Genomic DNA, 13,330 nt, shown 5'->3' with positions numbered 1-13,330 from the left:
GCGTGCATGACGATACGGTCTGCACGTCCCGGCCTGGTGCAGGCGCTGATTGTCCACGCACTTGAGAAGGGACGGTCGGCCGGATTTGCGCGGGCGACGATATCGTTCCTGATCGGTAACGATGCGGCCGAGCGCGCCTACACCAAGGCGGGGTTTGTCTTTGCGGAGGAAAAGCGTGATCCGGCCTTCGAGGCGATCATTGGCGCGCCCGGCTTTCGCATGTTTGCACGGACGATCTGATCGGTCCTGTCCCGGCATTTTGCACTGTCAGTTTGAGCCTGAATGCGATCAGCACGGTCATTCCCCGAAATAAGAAGGGGCCGGCGATGACCGGCCCCTTCTCGAGTCTGTTTGGTGCCGGCGGGCGGTATTTCAGCAGGCGCCTTCACCTGGATCATCAGATCGACGTTCCACTTGCCTTCGACCTTGAAGTGCGCGGTGGCACCGAGATCGGCGGCGGCCCGTGCATATCGATGTATTCTTGCACATCGCCGCCTGCGGCTGGATCGTCGCCTTCCTCGGATTTGCCATCGCGTTCGGCCCGCTGTTCGCCTGCGGCCAGTGGCGTGCCCTCGCCACGATGGGCGTGCTGGCGCCGGCACGCTGAACTCAAGCTGCAGTCGCCGAGGGCGGCGCTGTCAGAGGTCGCACGCCCTTGCGCCACTCGGTGATGGTGCAGCCGAACCGGCCGCGGAACCAGCGTGCCGTGGCGCTTTGCGCGGAGAAGCCGAGCTGCACCGCGATGTCAGTCAGCGGTCGGGCGGGGTCGTCGATCAGCTGGATCACGAGATCGGCGCGTTGCGCATCCAGGATGGCCGAGAAGCTGGTGCCCGATGCGGCGAGGCGGCGGTGGATGGTGCGGCGGGTGCAGGCAAGATGCTCGGCGACGCGCTCGACCGTGCAGTCGCCGCCGGCGAGCAGCAGGCGTACGATCTCGTCGACCTTCTGCTCCCAGCTTGCAGGCCGTGTTTCGATCGCCTCGATCCGCTTGCGTAAGTAATTCGCGATCAGTGGATGCGCACTCGGGATCCGGCGATCCATATCGTGCGCCGACAGCAGGATCGCGTCATCCTTCGCGTTGAAGATCACGCGGCAGCTGAAGAATTCGCGGTAGCGCTTGCGGTCGTGCGGCGGTGGGTAATGCAGATGCACCTCCTGCGGCCGCCAGTCGTGACCGAACAGCGATTGGATGATGCGGTGGACGCTGCCGAGCGCCATGTCGATCGACTGCCGCGACGCGCGCGGGTGCCGGCCGCGCAGATGCATCGCGACGGTCACGGTCTGTTTGCTGCGCGCAACGTCCAGTCGCATGCCATCGTGATGGATATGGATGAAGCGCGAGAACGCATCGATGGCCTCCCCGACGGTCGCTTGTTCGCGCACGATCAGGCCGACCGCGCCGAAATTGGTCAGGCCGCCGCGCTCGGCGAGACGCAAGCCGAAATCTTCGGCGCCCGACGTCTCCGCCGACAATTCGAGCAGACGGCGCAGGCCGGCGACGGCAATGGGCGTGTCGGGCTTGTCGAGGCAGGCTGGCGGCAGCCTGGCCTTGCGCATCATCTGCATGGGGTCGAGCCCGACCGACCCGGCGACCTCCGGATAACAACTCAGGCTTGAGCTGCGAATGAGGTCGGTCATGCGAACCGTTCCCGCCAGCTATTCCCAAGGCTGTCCCGAAATGTAAAATTTCTGTCCCGGTCAGTCAAATCCAGGAACTGGCCGGAACATACATAGGAGAAACCGAAGCACGGGCGTGAATGCCGTGTTGATGACGGCGCGGCAGGGCGATAGAGCCGGCTACCGTCTCGGACCATTTGACCAGGACATTTGCTGGATCGGGATCGTGCCGGGAAACATGCTTTCCAAAGGTGAGATATTCGTCGTCGATACCGACGCTGCCTCCCGCGAACAACTTTCGACCGTGCTCCAACAGAACGCCTATGAGGTGATCTGTTTCGCTGACGGAGCGTCTCTCTTGTCCGCAGCAAAGGCGCGGATGCCGGCCTGCGTGCTGCTGGAGCTGCCCTCCGATCACTCGGGCCTCGAGGTGCTCAAGCGGCTGCGCGGCGAGAACTGCATGGCGCCGGTGCTGGTGACCTCGGCGAACGGCAGCATTGCCATGGCGGTCGACGCCATCAAGAGCGGCGCGGCCGACTTCATCGAAAAGCCGTTCCGCACCCACGACATCGTCGGCCGGATCGATGCCGCCATCGATGAGTTCGCCCAGCCCGCCGCGATCCGGCAATGCTGGCTACCCGGTTGCGAGCCCCTGACCGAGCGCGAAGGCGATGTGCTCGAGCATCTCGCCGCCGGTCTCACCAACAAGGAGATCGCCCGGCGGATGCATCTGAGCGCCCGGACGGTCGAAGGCTACCGCGCCAGCATCCTGAAGAAAGCCGGCGCCCGCAACGTGACCGATCTGCTCCGGCGCATCTTCGGGCGGGGCGCGCCGACCCAGGCCTAAAGGGACGTCAAAGCGTTCCGCGGCCATGGTGCCGCCGCGGCGGCGCCCCACGGAAACCCCAATCGAACCAGTTCCTTCCCTGCCGCGTCCAACCACGATGGCGAGGCATTTCATCGCGCGTCCGGCTGGCGGCGCGGCGATACCGGCAGGAGGGACTTTATGCGCATCACCGCAAAATATTTGGCAACCACGGGTCTGGTCCTGGTGACCACGGCCATCGCATCGCCGTCATGGGCGGCCAACGTGGACGCCACGTCGACGATCGACACGGTCACCGTCTACCCCGACGGCGCCACCGTCACCCGCGTCATTTCGTTGGACCTCGCCTCCGGTGACTCGACGCTGGTCGCCAAGGATTTTCCACTCTCGCTCGATCCGTCTTCCCTCCGCGTCGAAGGCGAGGCGGGGGCCAAGCTCACGATCGGCACGATCGATGCGCGGCCGCCGAAGGCCCTGCCGCCCGCGAACCTCTCCGAGCTGGACAAACGTATCGAAGCGCTGAAGGACCAGCGCGCCGATTTGCAGGGTGCGATCGACTCGGCTGCCGCGCGAGGTAAATTCGCGCAGCACTTTGCCGAAGCCTCGCCGGCCGGCCTCGGCGAGAAGGGCGAGGCGAGACCGATCACCGAATGGCGCGCGGCCTTTGCAGCGGTTGCCGAGGAGATCGCAACCGCCGACACCGCAATTCGCGATGCGACGCGAAAGCAGCGGGAGATTGACCGCCAGATTGCGCAATTGGAAGCCGAGCGCTCGGCCAAGCCGCCGAGCAAGCTGGAGGTACGGATCGACGTCGCCTCAGCCGCCGCGACCAAGGCGACGCTGCGCGTGACCTACACCGTGCGCAACGCGCGCTGGGTGCCGCTCTACGATGCCCGGCTCGATACCGGTGCCAAGGATCGCAAGCCGCAGCTCGAACTCGTTCGTCGCGCCGAGGTCACGCAGTCGACCGGTGAGGACTGGGCGAACGTGACGCTCGGCGTCTCCACCGTGCGCATCAGCCGCGGCGGCAGTGCCCCGGAGCTGAGCTCGCTGGTTGCGCAATATCCGCAAGTGCCGAAGCCGCTCGCGCTCGGCACGGCCTCGGATCTGGCGCGGCCCGCTCCCGTAGCGCGTCAGATGCAAATCCCATCATTCGCTGCCAAGGTTGCGGAGTCGCCCGAGCCGCGCGAGCGCGCCGATGAGCAACAGGCCGTCGCCGAGATCGGCGACTTCCAGGCCACCTTCAAGATTCCCGGCCGCGTCAGCCTCGGTGCTGCCGAGGGCGCCACGAGCCTGCGTATCGCTTCGGTGAATGTGCCCGCCGATCTCGCGGTACGCGCCGCGCCGGTGCTGGACCCGACCGCGTTCCTCGAAGCCAGCTTCAAGCAGACCGACGATACGACGCTGCTGCCCGGCAAGGTCGCGATCTATCGCGACGGCACCTTTGTCGGCCGCGGCAAGATCACGGCGTCCACCAAAGACGACATCGTGCGGCTCGGCTTCGGTGCTGACGACAAGGTGAGAATCGAGCGCGCAGTGCTCAAGCGCAACGAGGGCTCGTCCGGCCTGCTCGTCACGACGTCGAAGACTGACGAGCGCGCGTTCAAGACCACGATCCGCAACGGCCATGATTTCCCGATCAAGGTCGCGATCGAGGACCAGTTGCCGGTCAGCGAGAACGAGGACATCGTCGTCGAGATGCTGCCCGCGACCACGCCACCGACCGCCAGCAACATCCGCGACAAGCGCGGCGTGCTGGAATGGTCGTTCGACGCCAAGCCCGGCGAAGCCCGCGACATCAACTTCGCCTGGCGCGTCCGTTGGCCGAAGGACAAGAGCATGGTGATCGTGCCGGCGGGATAGATTGGTAGCCACGAACGAGGTGCGCTCCCTCTCCCGCTTGCGGGAGAGGGTTGGGGTGAGGGCTCTATCCTCTGGGGGAGTCTTCGTTATCGAGACACCCTCTCCCCAGCCCTCCCCCCAAGCGGGGGAGGGAGCGCACCTTCACTGTGGTGGCACCGCCGCCCGCATGGATTGCGGCAGCACGTACGGCACGCCGTCGGCCTGATGCACCACCGCATCGATCTCGAAAATGTCCCGAATCCTCTCGCGCGTAACCACCTCGGCGCGCGGCCCGTCGGCGGCGAGCCTGCCGCCGTTCAGCACCACCAGCCGATCGGCGAAGCGGATCGCGAGGTTGAGGTCGTGCAGGATCGCGATGACAGCGGCGCCGTCGGCCGCGCGGCGGCGCGCCGCTTCGACGAGGTCGATCTGGTGACGCAGATCGAGGCTCGAGGTCGGCTCGTCCAGCAGCAAAAGTCCCGGTCCATGCTCGGCCTCGCCGCAGGCGAGCTGCACCAGCACGCGGGCGAAATGGGCGCGCTGTTGCTCGCCGCCTGACAGCGTCGGCAATTGCCGTTCGCGGAAATGTGCGAGGCCGACCTCGTCGAGGGCGGAATCGACGAGCGCTCCAGCCTCGCGCAAGCTGCGCTCGCCTGCTCCCATCAGCACGATCTCCTCGACCGTGAACGGGAAGGTGACGTTGATGTGCTGGGACAGCATCGCGCGGCGCGCGGCGAGCTCGCGCGGCCTATAGCTGCCGATGCCCCGCTGCTTGAGCCGCACCTCGCCTGCGCTCGGGCGCAGATCGCCGGACAGCAGCCGCAGCAGCGTCGACTTGCCGGCGCCGTTCGGACCGATGATGGCGACCATCTCGCCGGCCGCAACCGTCAGGCCGACGTCATCGAGCAGCGTCGCGCGGCCGACGCGCTTGCCTAAGTGTCGTGCTTCGATTACGGCCGTCATAGCGCGGCAAGCCCGCGCTGCCGCAGCAGGATGAAGAGAAAGACGGGCGCGCCGACTGCGGCGGTCAGGATGCCGATCGGCATCTCCGCCGGCGCCACGATGGTGCGCGCCAGCGTGTCGGCGCCGACCATCAGGATCGCGCCGAGCAGCACCGAGGCCGGCAGCAGCAGGCGATGCCCCGGCCCGATCATGAGACGGAGCAGATGCGGCACCACGATGCCGACGAAGCCGATGACGCCGCTGATCGACACCGCGACACCGGTCATGGCGGACACCATGACGATCGAGATCCGCTTCAAACGCTCGACATCGACGCCGCCGTGAAAGGCATCGGCCTCGCCGAGCACCAGCAGATCGAGGCCGCGCGCGATGAAGGCGCACGACGCGAGGCCCGCGACGAGGACCGGCGCGAGCACGGCGGCCTTGGTCCAGGTCGCGCCGCTCATCGATCCCAGCATCCAGAACGTGATATCGCGGAGCTGGCGGTCGTCGGCGATGAATACCAGCAGCCCGATGCCTGCGTTAGCGATCGCGGTGATGGCGATGCCCGCGAGCAGGAAGATCGCGATCGAGGTCCGCCCCGAGCGGCTCGAGATGCCGTAGAGGATTGCGGTGGTCGCCAGCGAGCCTGCAAAAGCTGCCAGCGGCAACAGCTCGGTCTGGAGAAAGCGCAGCGCCTCGCCGAAGCGCGAATCGGTGAAGACGATCGCGCTCGCGGCTGCGAGTGCACCGCCGCTGGAGACGCCGACCAGGGCGGGGTCGGCGAGCGGGTTGCGAAACAGCCCTTGCATGATCGCGCCGGCCGCGGCGAGCAGGCCGCCGATCATCGCGGCCGCCGCGATCCGGGGGATGCGGATCGACCACAGCACGAGCTGGTCGCGGGCCGTCATGGTAGTGCTTTCGCCGGCGAAGCCCAGCGCGGCAGGCAGCCGGGAGAGCGGGATGCCGGCCGCGCCGACTGTCAGTGCGACGACGATGGTGATCAGTAGCACCACGAGCAGAAGGAGAATTGCGAGCGATGCGAACCGCCGTCCCGCGCTTCGTGGCGGGCTCCGTGCTTCGATCCCGACGGCCACGCTCATTGCCGGCAATTCGCCGCCGAGAGGGCCGACGTGAACGCGCCACCCTGGTCGGCCAATGCCGGATAGAGTTTTACGGACAGATCGCGCGCCGCCGCCGCCGTCCGCGGCCCGAAGCCGAGCAGATAAAGGCCGTCCATGGTGATGAAGCTCTTGTTGGCTGCGACCGGCGTCAGCGCAAAGCCCGGATGCATATAGACCGCATCGGCCTGCAGCGACTCCTTGCCGCGCTCGATCGACAGCACGAATTCGGGCTTGGCGGCCACGATCGCCTCGTCGCCGATGTTCTTGTAGCCGTCGTAATCGTTCACCGCATTGGTCGCCCCCGCGAGCTGGATGATCTCGTCAGCCGCGGTCTTGTGGCCGGCCACCATCGCCCGCCCGTTCTGGAGCGACATCACGAACATCACGCGCACCGGCTTCGTCACCTTGGCGCGCAGTGCGCGCAGCTGCGCAAGATCGGCACCGACCGCGGCGCTCAGACATTCAGCACGCGCGTCGACGCCCATGGCGTGGCCGACCAATTTTATCTTCTCGATCAGGCCTTCTTCGGAGAAGGTCTCGGGCACCAGCACCAGCGGCACCTTCGCCGTCTCCAGGATGTCCATGGTCTCGCGCGGGCCCGAGCCCTGGATCGCCAGGATCAGCGTCGGGTTGAGGCCGAGCACACCTTCGGCCGAGATCTGGCGCATGTAGCCGACATTGGGTTTGTCCTGCAGCGCCGCCGCCGGATAAAGGCTCGTGGTGTCGACGCCGACCAGTCGGCTCTCCAGCCCGAGCGCATAGAGGATCTCGGTGATGGCGCCGCCGATCGAGACCGTGCGCGCGAAGTCGGCAACAGTGACCTCGCGATTGCGCGCGTCATGCACGGTGATGCCGGCCGCGTGCGCGGCAGACGCGAGTGCGATCGTGCCGGAGAGCAGGAGATTGATGGACGTGCGACAAAATGTCATTGCCATCTACTTCGTCAGGATCAGCTTGTTCTGCGAGGTCAAGCGGAGACGATAGCTGTCCTCGCCATGCGCAATGATGATCTCACGCTCAGCCGCAAACAGCTCGCGGCTGTCGATCCGGCTCCCGCGCATGGTGAGAGTTCGCGTTGTTGCGGAAGGGCTTTGTGCCGGTCCTGCCGCGCTGGCGCTGCTGTCTCCTGATGTTGCTGACATTGTCGGTGTGATGCGCCTTCGAAATCTTGAAGTACTGCTTGTTTGTATAGGCGGCGCGAAGCGCATTCCAACGGTTGCAATTTACAATCGATATAAAGTGCAACCTGATGTCATTGACCGTCAGAGTGTCGCCACGTAACCATTTCTTGCAGCGGGGAACATGCCCGCCTCTTGAGACAATCAGCCAGCCAGTCGCTCGCGTTGCGAGCGCGCGCCAGCCAACAGACTGAAAAAGCTAAAGTGAAGTGCAGGCTGGGGCTGATATGGCTGACGGGGCTAAGTATTCGCGCGCCCTGATTTTGGGCGCGTCGGTGGTTTCAATTGCGGCAATGATGGCGGAGGGCAGTCTCGCGCAGACCGCATCACCGCAGACTGACAACGCGTCCTCGGAGCGACCGAAACAGGCCAAGCGCAAGCCGTCCAAGCCGCAAGTCGCACAACAAGCAACGCCGGAAATCCTGAATGCCCGCGCCCAGGCCGGCAGCGCGGCGCCCGTTCAGGTGCTCGACACCATCACCGCCGCCGCAACCAAGACCAAGGAGCGCGCGATCGACGCGCTCGCGCCTGTCAGCTCGATTACGCTCGACCAGATCCAGGGGATTCAGCCGAACCGGCTGTCGGGCATTTTCTATGCGGTGCCCGGCGTGTCGTTCCAGGAGCGTGGCGACGATCCCGCAACGGTCATCAACATCCGCGGCCTGCAGGATTTCGGCCGCGTCGCTGTCGTCGTCGACGGCGCGCGGCAGAACTACCAGCGCACCGGCCACAATGCCAACGGCTCCTTCTTCCTCGATCCTGAATTGATCGGCGGCGTCGACGTCGTGCGGGGCCCGACCGCCAACATCTACGGCTCCGGCGCGATCGGCGGCCTGGTCTCGTTCCGTACCAAGGACATCGATGACGTGCTGCGCCCCGGCGAGCGCTGGGGCGTCGATCTCTCGGGCTCCTACGGCTCCAACAACAATCGCGGCCTGGGTTCGGTGTTCGGCGGTGTGCGCGCCACGCCCGATGTCGACATCTTCGGCGGCGCGGTCTACCGCACGCAAGGCAACTACAAGGACGGCAACGGCACCGAGATCGGCAACACCGGCAATCAGGTCGAGGCCGGGCTGATGAAGCTGACGGTGCGTCCGGCGCTCGGTCACGAGGTCAAGTTCGGCGCCGTCTTCCAGGACTATCAATACAATATCGGCCAGTTCAACCGTGGTCCGGTGGCAACGGCGGCGCAGCGCGCGCTCTATCAGGGCTCGTCGGTCTATGCCTCCGATGCGAAGAACTACACCGGCACTATCACCTGGAACTATTCGCTGCCGAGCGACAATCTGTTCGATTGGCATATGTCGGTCTACGGCAATCGCGTCGACAACGACCAGACCAAGACGTATCACTACTCGACCGGGGGCGCCGCCTATTGCGGCGCCGGCAATTTCGGCAACAACATTTCGGGCTGCGTCGGCGACAAGCGCGGCTACGTCCTCAATACCTACGGCATCGACGTCAACAACACCACGCGCTTCAACGTCGGCGACTGGCGCAATGCCGTCACCTGGGGCGTCGACGCCTTCCAGGACGATGTGATCACGACCGACAGCCGCGGCAATTCCAACATCACCACGCCGAGCGGTATCCGCACCGTGTCGGGCGGTTTCGTTCAGTTGAAGCAGAATTACAGCACCTGGTTCGAGGCGGTGAGCGCGATCCGCTATGACCGCTACGACCTCGATTCCGGCAGGACCAGCACCGGCGGTGACCGCTTCTCGCCGAAGATCACGGTTGGCGTCACGCCGGTGCCGGGCTTCCAACCCTATGTCAGCTATGCCGAAGGCTACCGCGCTCCATCGATCACTGAGACGGTGATTTCCGGCGCGCATGCGACTGGCGGCGGACCGGCCTTCTTCCCCTGTCCTGACGGCACGGTCGGCCTGTTCTGCTTCCTGCCGAATCCGAACCTTCGTCCTGAGGTCGGCAAGAACAAGGAAATCGGCATCAACCTGAAGTACGACAACATCTTCAGCGCCAACGACTCGTTCCGCGGCAAGATCAATCTCTTCCGCAACGATGTCAGTGACTACATCGACCTTGTCGCTTCGGCGCCTGTCCCAGTGCCGCCGTTCGGCTCGTTCAGCCAGTACTACCAGTACCAGAACATCGCACAGGCCCGCATCCAGGGCTTTGAGGCGGAGACGATGTACGATGCCGGCAATTGGTTCATCGGTATCGCAGGTCACTACATCCAGGGCAAGAACGTCGCCACCAATATCGGGCTCGCCACCATCACCCCGCGCAAGATCGTCACGACCGGCGGCGTCCGCCTGCTCGATCGCACGCTGATCCTGACGGCGCAGTGGGCTTCGTTCGGTCCGAACAACGACGTGCCCGCCAATTATCTTCCTGCGACCGGCTACGAGCTGGTCAACCTCTACCTGACCTACAACGCGACCAGGGACATCGTGTTCTCGGCCTCGATCGATAATCTCTTGAACCAGTACTACCGGCCTTACGCCATTCCCGGCAGCTCGACCGACGGCACGTCGCAGAACGATGTGCTGTGGTCGAGCCCGGGTCCAGGCAGGGTCTACAAGGCCGGCATGAAGATCCACTTTGGAGGTGCGTAAGCCGGAGGGCGCCGCAACACCACAACCTCCGCCGGGCCGCGCTGATGCTCTAGCGCGGCTTCGGCGCGTTTTCGTCTTGATAGCAAGGAGAGACTTTCATGTTCATCGCTATGAATCGTTTTCAGGTGAAGAAGGGCGCGGAGACCGCGTTCGAGACCGTCTGGGCGACCCGCGAATCCTATCTCGGCAGCATGCCGGGATTCGTCGAGTTTCATCTGTTGAAGGGTCCGGAGGCTGAGGACCACACGCTCTATTCGTCGCACACCAGCTGGGTCGACAAGGCGGCGTTCGAAGCGTGGACTCGCTCGGAGGAATTCCGTCGCGCCCACGCCCGTGCCGACAACAGGACGGGCGAGAGCCTGTATCTCGGCCATCCAAAATTCGAGGGCTTTGAGGTGATCCAGAGCGAGCGCAAGGCCGCGGCTGCAATGATGCACGAGAGGAGCCGGATGTGTTGAGCACCGATCTCGCCGATCTCAAGGCGTACATGGCCGACAATCCCGGCGCGGTGATCGAGGACGTTGCGCGCGAGCGCAAGGTGACCCCGCGCACGGTGATCGAGGCGCTGCCGCCGTCCATGATGCGCATCGGGGGCGGCGAGCACTTTGCTGCCGTCATGCAGGACATTGCGGAATGGGGCGAGGTCACGCTGATCGTGCATACGGATGATGCGATCTTCGAGTTCACGGGTCCAATTCCCGCGGGCGAGATCGGCCGCGGCTATTTCAACCTGATGCAGCCGAAGGGATTGCACGGCCATCTTCGCCATGAGCGCTGCGCAGGTGTCGCCTTCGTCGAGCGGCCCTTCATGGGCAAGACCTCCGCCTTCGTCGCGTTCGTGAACGCCGATGGCGGCGTCATGTTCAAGATCTTCGTCGGTCGCGACGAGACCCGGGCGCTGCGGGTGGACCAATTGACGCGGTTCCGGCAGCTTGCTGAGCGGGTCGCGGTGCAGCCGGTAGCGTAGCTCATCTCTGTCTGTCGGGAGATCAGGATGCAAGGCAAATCCAGGCTTCGGCACGTGATCGCAACAATCGCACTGGCCTTCGCGCCGACCCCGGCCTTCGCGATCGACCAAGCCTTGTTGCCGCGCAATCTGTCGCCCTGGGGCATGTTCGTCAGCGCCGACATCATCGTGAAGATTGTGATGGTCGGGCTCGCCATCGCCTCGCTGATGACATGGACGGTGTGGCTCGCCAAGACAATCGAGCTGCGCCGCAAGGGCTCGCTCGCCCTGCAGCGGACGCGCGCCCTCGAGGGCAACATGACGCTGGCAGAGGCATCCGCACGGGCCGGCGACGCGCGCGACGCGGTCGCGCAGCTGATCCAGTCCTGCGCCAGGGAGGCCGAGCTTTCGGGCGGCATTCTCGACGACGGCCTGCAGGAGCGGATCGCGTTGCGGCTGGAGCGGGTCGAGGCGGCGATGTCGCGGCAGATCGCGCGCGGCACCGGCGTGCTCGCGACCATCGGCGCCATCGCGCCCTTCGTCGGCCTGTTCGGCACCGTCTGGGGCATCATGAATTCCTTCATCGGCATCTCCGAGAGCCACACCACCAGCCTTGCGGTCGTCGCGCCCGGCATCGCGGAAGCATTGCTGGCGACGGCGCTCGGTCTCGTCGCCGCGATTCCGGCGGTCGTGATCTACAATCATCTCGTCCGCGGCATTGCCAATTACCGCGCTCTGCTCGGCGACGCCTCGGCGCAGCTGATGCTGCTGGTGAGCCGCCAGCGCGACCACGGCCATTTCCGTCTGGCCCGGGCGGCGGAGTAGGCCATGGCCGCGAAGCTCGGCGCACGTTCGCCATCGCCGCTCAAGCGCGGTGCCACTGACGATCTCGACGTCACCCACGAGATCAATGTCACGCCGTTCATCGATGTGATGCTGGTGCTTCTGATCATCTTCATGGTCGCCGCGCCGCTTGCCACCGTCGACATCGGCGTCGATCTGCCGGCAACCGCGGCCGAACCGGCGCCGCGTCCCGACAAGCCGCTCTTCGTCACCGTCAAGCCGGACCTTTCGATCGCAGTGGGTGAGGACATCGTCGCTCGGGACGCGCTCAGCACCTCGCTGGACGCCGCCACCAAGGGCCGCAAGGACGAGCGCATCTATCTGCGCGCCGACAAGGCCGTCTCGTATGGCGACCTGATGGAGGTGATGAACACCTTGCGCAATGCCGGCTATCTCAAGGTCGCGCTCGTCGGCCTCGACGGACGCAGCTGATGGCCGCGAACGCCTTCGCCCTGCACGAGCCGCTCGGCGAACGCGAGGGCGCGCGCTGGGGCGTCTCGGCGGCCGTGATGGTGGTGTTGCATGTGGCTGCCGCGCTGCTTGCAACGAGCTGGCTCAGGTGGCAGCCGGAGCAGGGCGTCAGCCTGCCGGCGATCATGATCGACATGTCGCCGGTGACGTCGGCGCCGCACCCGACGCTGGACAATGTCGCGCCGGGGCCGCTGATGCAGGAGGCAGATGCCTCGCCGCCGGAGCCGGTGCAGCAGCAAACCGTCGAAGAGACCATTGCGCCGACGCCGCCGCAGGAGCAGCCGGACGTCGTCGCGCCACCTGAGCAGAAGCGGGAGCCGCTACCTGCCAAGCCGGAGCCCGCTAAGATCGTGCCAGTCGAAAAGACCGCGCCTGAGGAGCCGAAGGTGGTTCGCCGCGAGGCGAAGAAGCCGTCGGAGGCAACGCCCGCGCCGCGCACCAGCGCGCCGCCGCGCGCCGAGCGCGAGGCGCCGATGGCATCGGCCATGAGTGCGGGTGCGATGGCCTCCGCGATCGCATCCTACAATCAACGCGTCCGCGCGCATCTGATGCGTTTTCACCAATATCCGTCCGGAGGCGGCGGTCAGCGCGGCATCTCGAGACTGAGCTTTACGATTACCCGTAGTGGGCAGGTCACATCCAGCCGCGTCAGCGGCACGTCCGGCATCGCCGCCTTCGACGCTCAGGCGATGTCCATGGTCCGTCAGGCCTCGCCGTTTCCGCCGTTTCCGGATGAGATCAAGAACGGGTCGATGAGCTTTACGATCCCGGTGGAGTTCACGGTGAGGTGACGATGCTCTTTCACGCCTCTTCCCGCTCTGACGGGGAGAGGGTGTGAGGGGGTCGTCCCCGCCACCTCATCGCGAACGTGGGAATGAAGTTCTATCCTCGTCATTGCGAGCGCAGCGAAGATTCCATGGGGAGTGGATAGCGACCGGGTCTGAGGCCAGACTGAGGTTGCT

16 protein-coding genes are annotated in these 13,330 nt (G+C 65.3%); 11 read left to right on the top strand and 5 right to left on the bottom strand.

Annotation, left to right across the window (positions count from 1 at the left end):
• Positions 1–6 precede the first annotated feature (6 nt).
• On the top strand, positions 7–240 hold the full coding sequence (locus tag P6U29_RS36590; protein WP_407119619.1) for a hypothetical protein: 234 nt from the start codon (positions 7–9) through the stop codon (positions 238–240).
• 223 nt (positions 241–463) lie between these two features.
• Complete coding sequence (locus tag P6U29_RS36585; protein WP_407119618.1) at positions 464–607, top strand: hypothetical protein; 144 nt, start codon at positions 464–466, stop codon at positions 605–607.
• A 2-nt stretch (positions 608–609) separates the two neighbouring features.
• Here P6U29_RS36585 and P6U29_RS36580 read toward each other — a convergent pair whose 3' ends face one another.
• Positions 610–1,638: an AraC family transcriptional regulator gene (locus P6U29_RS36580; RefSeq protein WP_407114990.1), complete on the bottom strand. Its 1,029-nt coding sequence runs from the start codon at positions 1,636–1,638 to the stop codon at positions 610–612.
• A 217-nt stretch (positions 1,639–1,855) separates the two neighbouring features.
• Here P6U29_RS36580 and P6U29_RS36575 point away from each other — a divergent pair, with 217 nt between their 5' ends.
• A complete protein-coding gene (locus P6U29_RS36575) occupies positions 1,856–2,464 on the top strand; it encodes a response regulator transcription factor (protein WP_407114989.1) in 609 nt (202 codons plus the stop codon).
• Between the two features lie 159 nt (positions 2,465–2,623).
• Positions 2,624–4,306, top strand: coding sequence for a mucoidy inhibitor MuiA family protein (locus P6U29_RS36570; RefSeq protein ID WP_407114988.1), 1,683 nt, complete (start codon positions 2,624–2,626; stop codon positions 4,304–4,306).
• A 141-nt stretch (positions 4,307–4,447) separates the two neighbouring features.
• On the opposite strand, the gene P6U29_RS36565 is transcribed toward P6U29_RS36570, so the two are convergent.
• Genes P6U29_RS36565 through P6U29_RS36550 form a run of 4 tightly spaced genes read right to left on the bottom strand, consistent with a single transcriptional unit; the run spans position 4,448 to position 7,493 of the window.
• Positions 4,448–5,248, bottom strand: a complete 801-nt coding sequence (locus P6U29_RS36565; RefSeq protein ID WP_407114987.1) for a heme ABC transporter ATP-binding protein — start codon at positions 5,246–5,248, stop codon at positions 4,448–4,450.
• Complete coding sequence (locus P6U29_RS36560; protein WP_407114986.1) at positions 5,245–6,330, bottom strand: FecCD family ABC transporter permease; 1,086 nt, start codon at positions 6,328–6,330, stop codon at positions 5,245–5,247. The genes P6U29_RS36565 and P6U29_RS36560 overlap by 4 nt, the downstream gene beginning before the upstream one ends.
• Positions 6,327–7,280 (bottom strand): hemin ABC transporter substrate-binding protein, encoded by a 954-nt coding sequence (locus P6U29_RS36555; protein ID WP_407114985.1) that lies wholly within the window; start codon positions 7,278–7,280, stop codon positions 6,327–6,329. Before P6U29_RS36555 ends, P6U29_RS36560 begins: the two co-directional genes overlap by 4 nt.
• Positions 7,281–7,286: 6 nt before the next feature.
• On the bottom strand, positions 7,287–7,493 hold the full coding sequence (locus tag P6U29_RS36550; RefSeq protein WP_407114984.1) for a hemin uptake protein HemP: 207 nt from the start codon (positions 7,491–7,493) through the stop codon (positions 7,287–7,289).
• On the opposite strand from P6U29_RS36550, the gene P6U29_RS36545 reads away from it, so the two are divergent.
• The 7 genes from P6U29_RS36545 (at position 7,411) to P6U29_RS36515 (ending at position 13,159) form a co-directional block, all read left to right on the top strand.
• Positions 7,411–7,632, top strand: coding sequence for a hypothetical protein (locus P6U29_RS36545; protein WP_407119617.1), 222 nt, complete (start codon positions 7,411–7,413; stop codon positions 7,630–7,632). The genes P6U29_RS36550 and P6U29_RS36545 overlap by 83 nt on opposite strands.
• A 124-nt stretch (positions 7,633–7,756) precedes the next feature.
• Positions 7,757–10,108: a TonB-dependent hemoglobin/transferrin/lactoferrin family receptor gene (locus tag P6U29_RS36540; RefSeq protein ID WP_407114983.1), complete on the top strand. Its 2,352-nt coding sequence runs from the start codon at positions 7,757–7,759 to the stop codon at positions 10,106–10,108.
• 98 nt (positions 10,109–10,206) lie between these two features.
• Entirely contained in the window at positions 10,207–10,566 is a 360-nt protein-coding gene (locus P6U29_RS36535) for an antibiotic biosynthesis monooxygenase family protein (RefSeq protein ID WP_407114982.1), read from the top strand.
• Positions 10,560–11,075 (top strand): heme utilization cystosolic carrier protein HutX, encoded by a 516-nt coding sequence (gene hutX, locus P6U29_RS36530; RefSeq protein ID WP_407114981.1) that lies wholly within the window; start codon positions 10,560–10,562, stop codon positions 11,073–11,075. The genes P6U29_RS36535 and hutX overlap by 7 nt, the downstream gene beginning before the upstream one ends.
• 27 nt (positions 11,076–11,102) lie before the next feature.
• Positions 11,103–11,879 (top strand): tonB-system energizer ExbB, encoded by a 777-nt coding sequence (gene exbB, locus P6U29_RS36525; RefSeq protein ID WP_407114980.1) that lies wholly within the window; start codon positions 11,103–11,105, stop codon positions 11,877–11,879.
• Positions 11,880–11,882: 3 nt separating this feature from the next.
• A complete protein-coding gene (gene exbD / locus P6U29_RS36520) occupies positions 11,883–12,329 on the top strand; it encodes a TonB system transport protein ExbD (protein WP_407114979.1) in 447 nt (148 codons plus the stop codon).
• Positions 12,329–13,159, top strand: a complete 831-nt coding sequence (locus tag P6U29_RS36515) for a TonB family protein (protein ID WP_407114978.1) — start codon at positions 12,329–12,331, stop codon at positions 13,157–13,159. Before exbD ends, P6U29_RS36515 begins: the two co-directional genes overlap by 1 nt.
• The last annotated feature ends 171 nt before the right edge of the window (positions 13,160–13,330 follow it).

Origin of the sequence: Bradyrhizobium sp. LMG 9283 (assembly GCF_045571415.1) — a bacterium.
In the GTDB taxonomy this organism is placed as follows: domain Bacteria; phylum Pseudomonadota; class Alphaproteobacteria; order Rhizobiales; family Xanthobacteraceae; genus Bradyrhizobium.
Note: the sequence above shows the minus strand (reverse complement) of the source record. Positions and strands in the feature narration are given on the sequence as shown.

What these genes read in the sequence shown, in the direction of transcription:
- P6U29_RS36580 (WP_407114990.1), bottom strand. Translation starts at nt 1,638, where the DNA reads ATGACCGACCTCATTCGCAGCTCAAGCCTGAGTTGTTATCCGGAGGTC.
- P6U29_RS36570 (WP_407114988.1), top strand. Translation starts at nt 2,624, where the DNA reads ATGCGCATCACCGCAAAATATTTGGCAACCACGGGTCTGGTCCTGGTG.
- exbB (WP_407114980.1), top strand. Translation starts at nt 11,103, where the DNA reads ATGCAAGGCAAATCCAGGCTTCGGCACGTGATCGCAACAATCGCACTG.
- P6U29_RS36540 (WP_407114983.1), top strand. Translation starts at nt 7,757, where the DNA reads ATGGCTGACGGGGCTAAGTATTCGCGCGCCCTGATTTTGGGCGCGTCG.
- P6U29_RS36515 (WP_407114978.1), top strand. Translation starts at nt 12,329, where the DNA reads ATGGCCGCGAACGCCTTCGCCCTGCACGAGCCGCTCGGCGAACGCGAG.
- exbD (WP_407114979.1), top strand. Translation starts at nt 11,883, where the DNA reads ATGGCCGCGAAGCTCGGCGCACGTTCGCCATCGCCGCTCAAGCGCGGT.
- P6U29_RS36575 (WP_407114989.1), top strand. Translation starts at nt 1,856, where the DNA reads ATGCTTTCCAAAGGTGAGATATTCGTCGTCGATACCGACGCTGCCTCC.
- P6U29_RS36555 (WP_407114985.1), bottom strand. Translation starts at nt 7,280, where the DNA reads ATGACATTTTGTCGCACGTCCATCAATCTCCTGCTCTCCGGCACGATC.
- P6U29_RS36535 (WP_407114982.1), top strand. Translation starts at nt 10,207, where the DNA reads ATGTTCATCGCTATGAATCGTTTTCAGGTGAAGAAGGGCGCGGAGACC.
- P6U29_RS36550 (WP_407114984.1), bottom strand. Translation starts at nt 7,493, where the DNA reads ATGTCAGCAACATCAGGAGACAGCAGCGCCAGCGCGGCAGGACCGGCA.
- P6U29_RS36565 (WP_407114987.1), bottom strand. Translation starts at nt 5,248, where the DNA reads ATGACGGCCGTAATCGAAGCACGACACTTAGGCAAGCGCGTCGGCCGC.
- P6U29_RS36560 (WP_407114986.1), bottom strand. Translation starts at nt 6,330, where the DNA reads ATGAGCGTGGCCGTCGGGATCGAAGCACGGAGCCCGCCACGAAGCGCG.
- P6U29_RS36590 (WP_407119619.1), top strand. Translation starts at nt 7, where the DNA reads ATGACGATACGGTCTGCACGTCCCGGCCTGGTGCAGGCGCTGATTGTC.
- P6U29_RS36545 (WP_407119617.1), top strand. Translation starts at nt 7,411, where the DNA reads ATGGTGAGAGTTCGCGTTGTTGCGGAAGGGCTTTGTGCCGGTCCTGCC.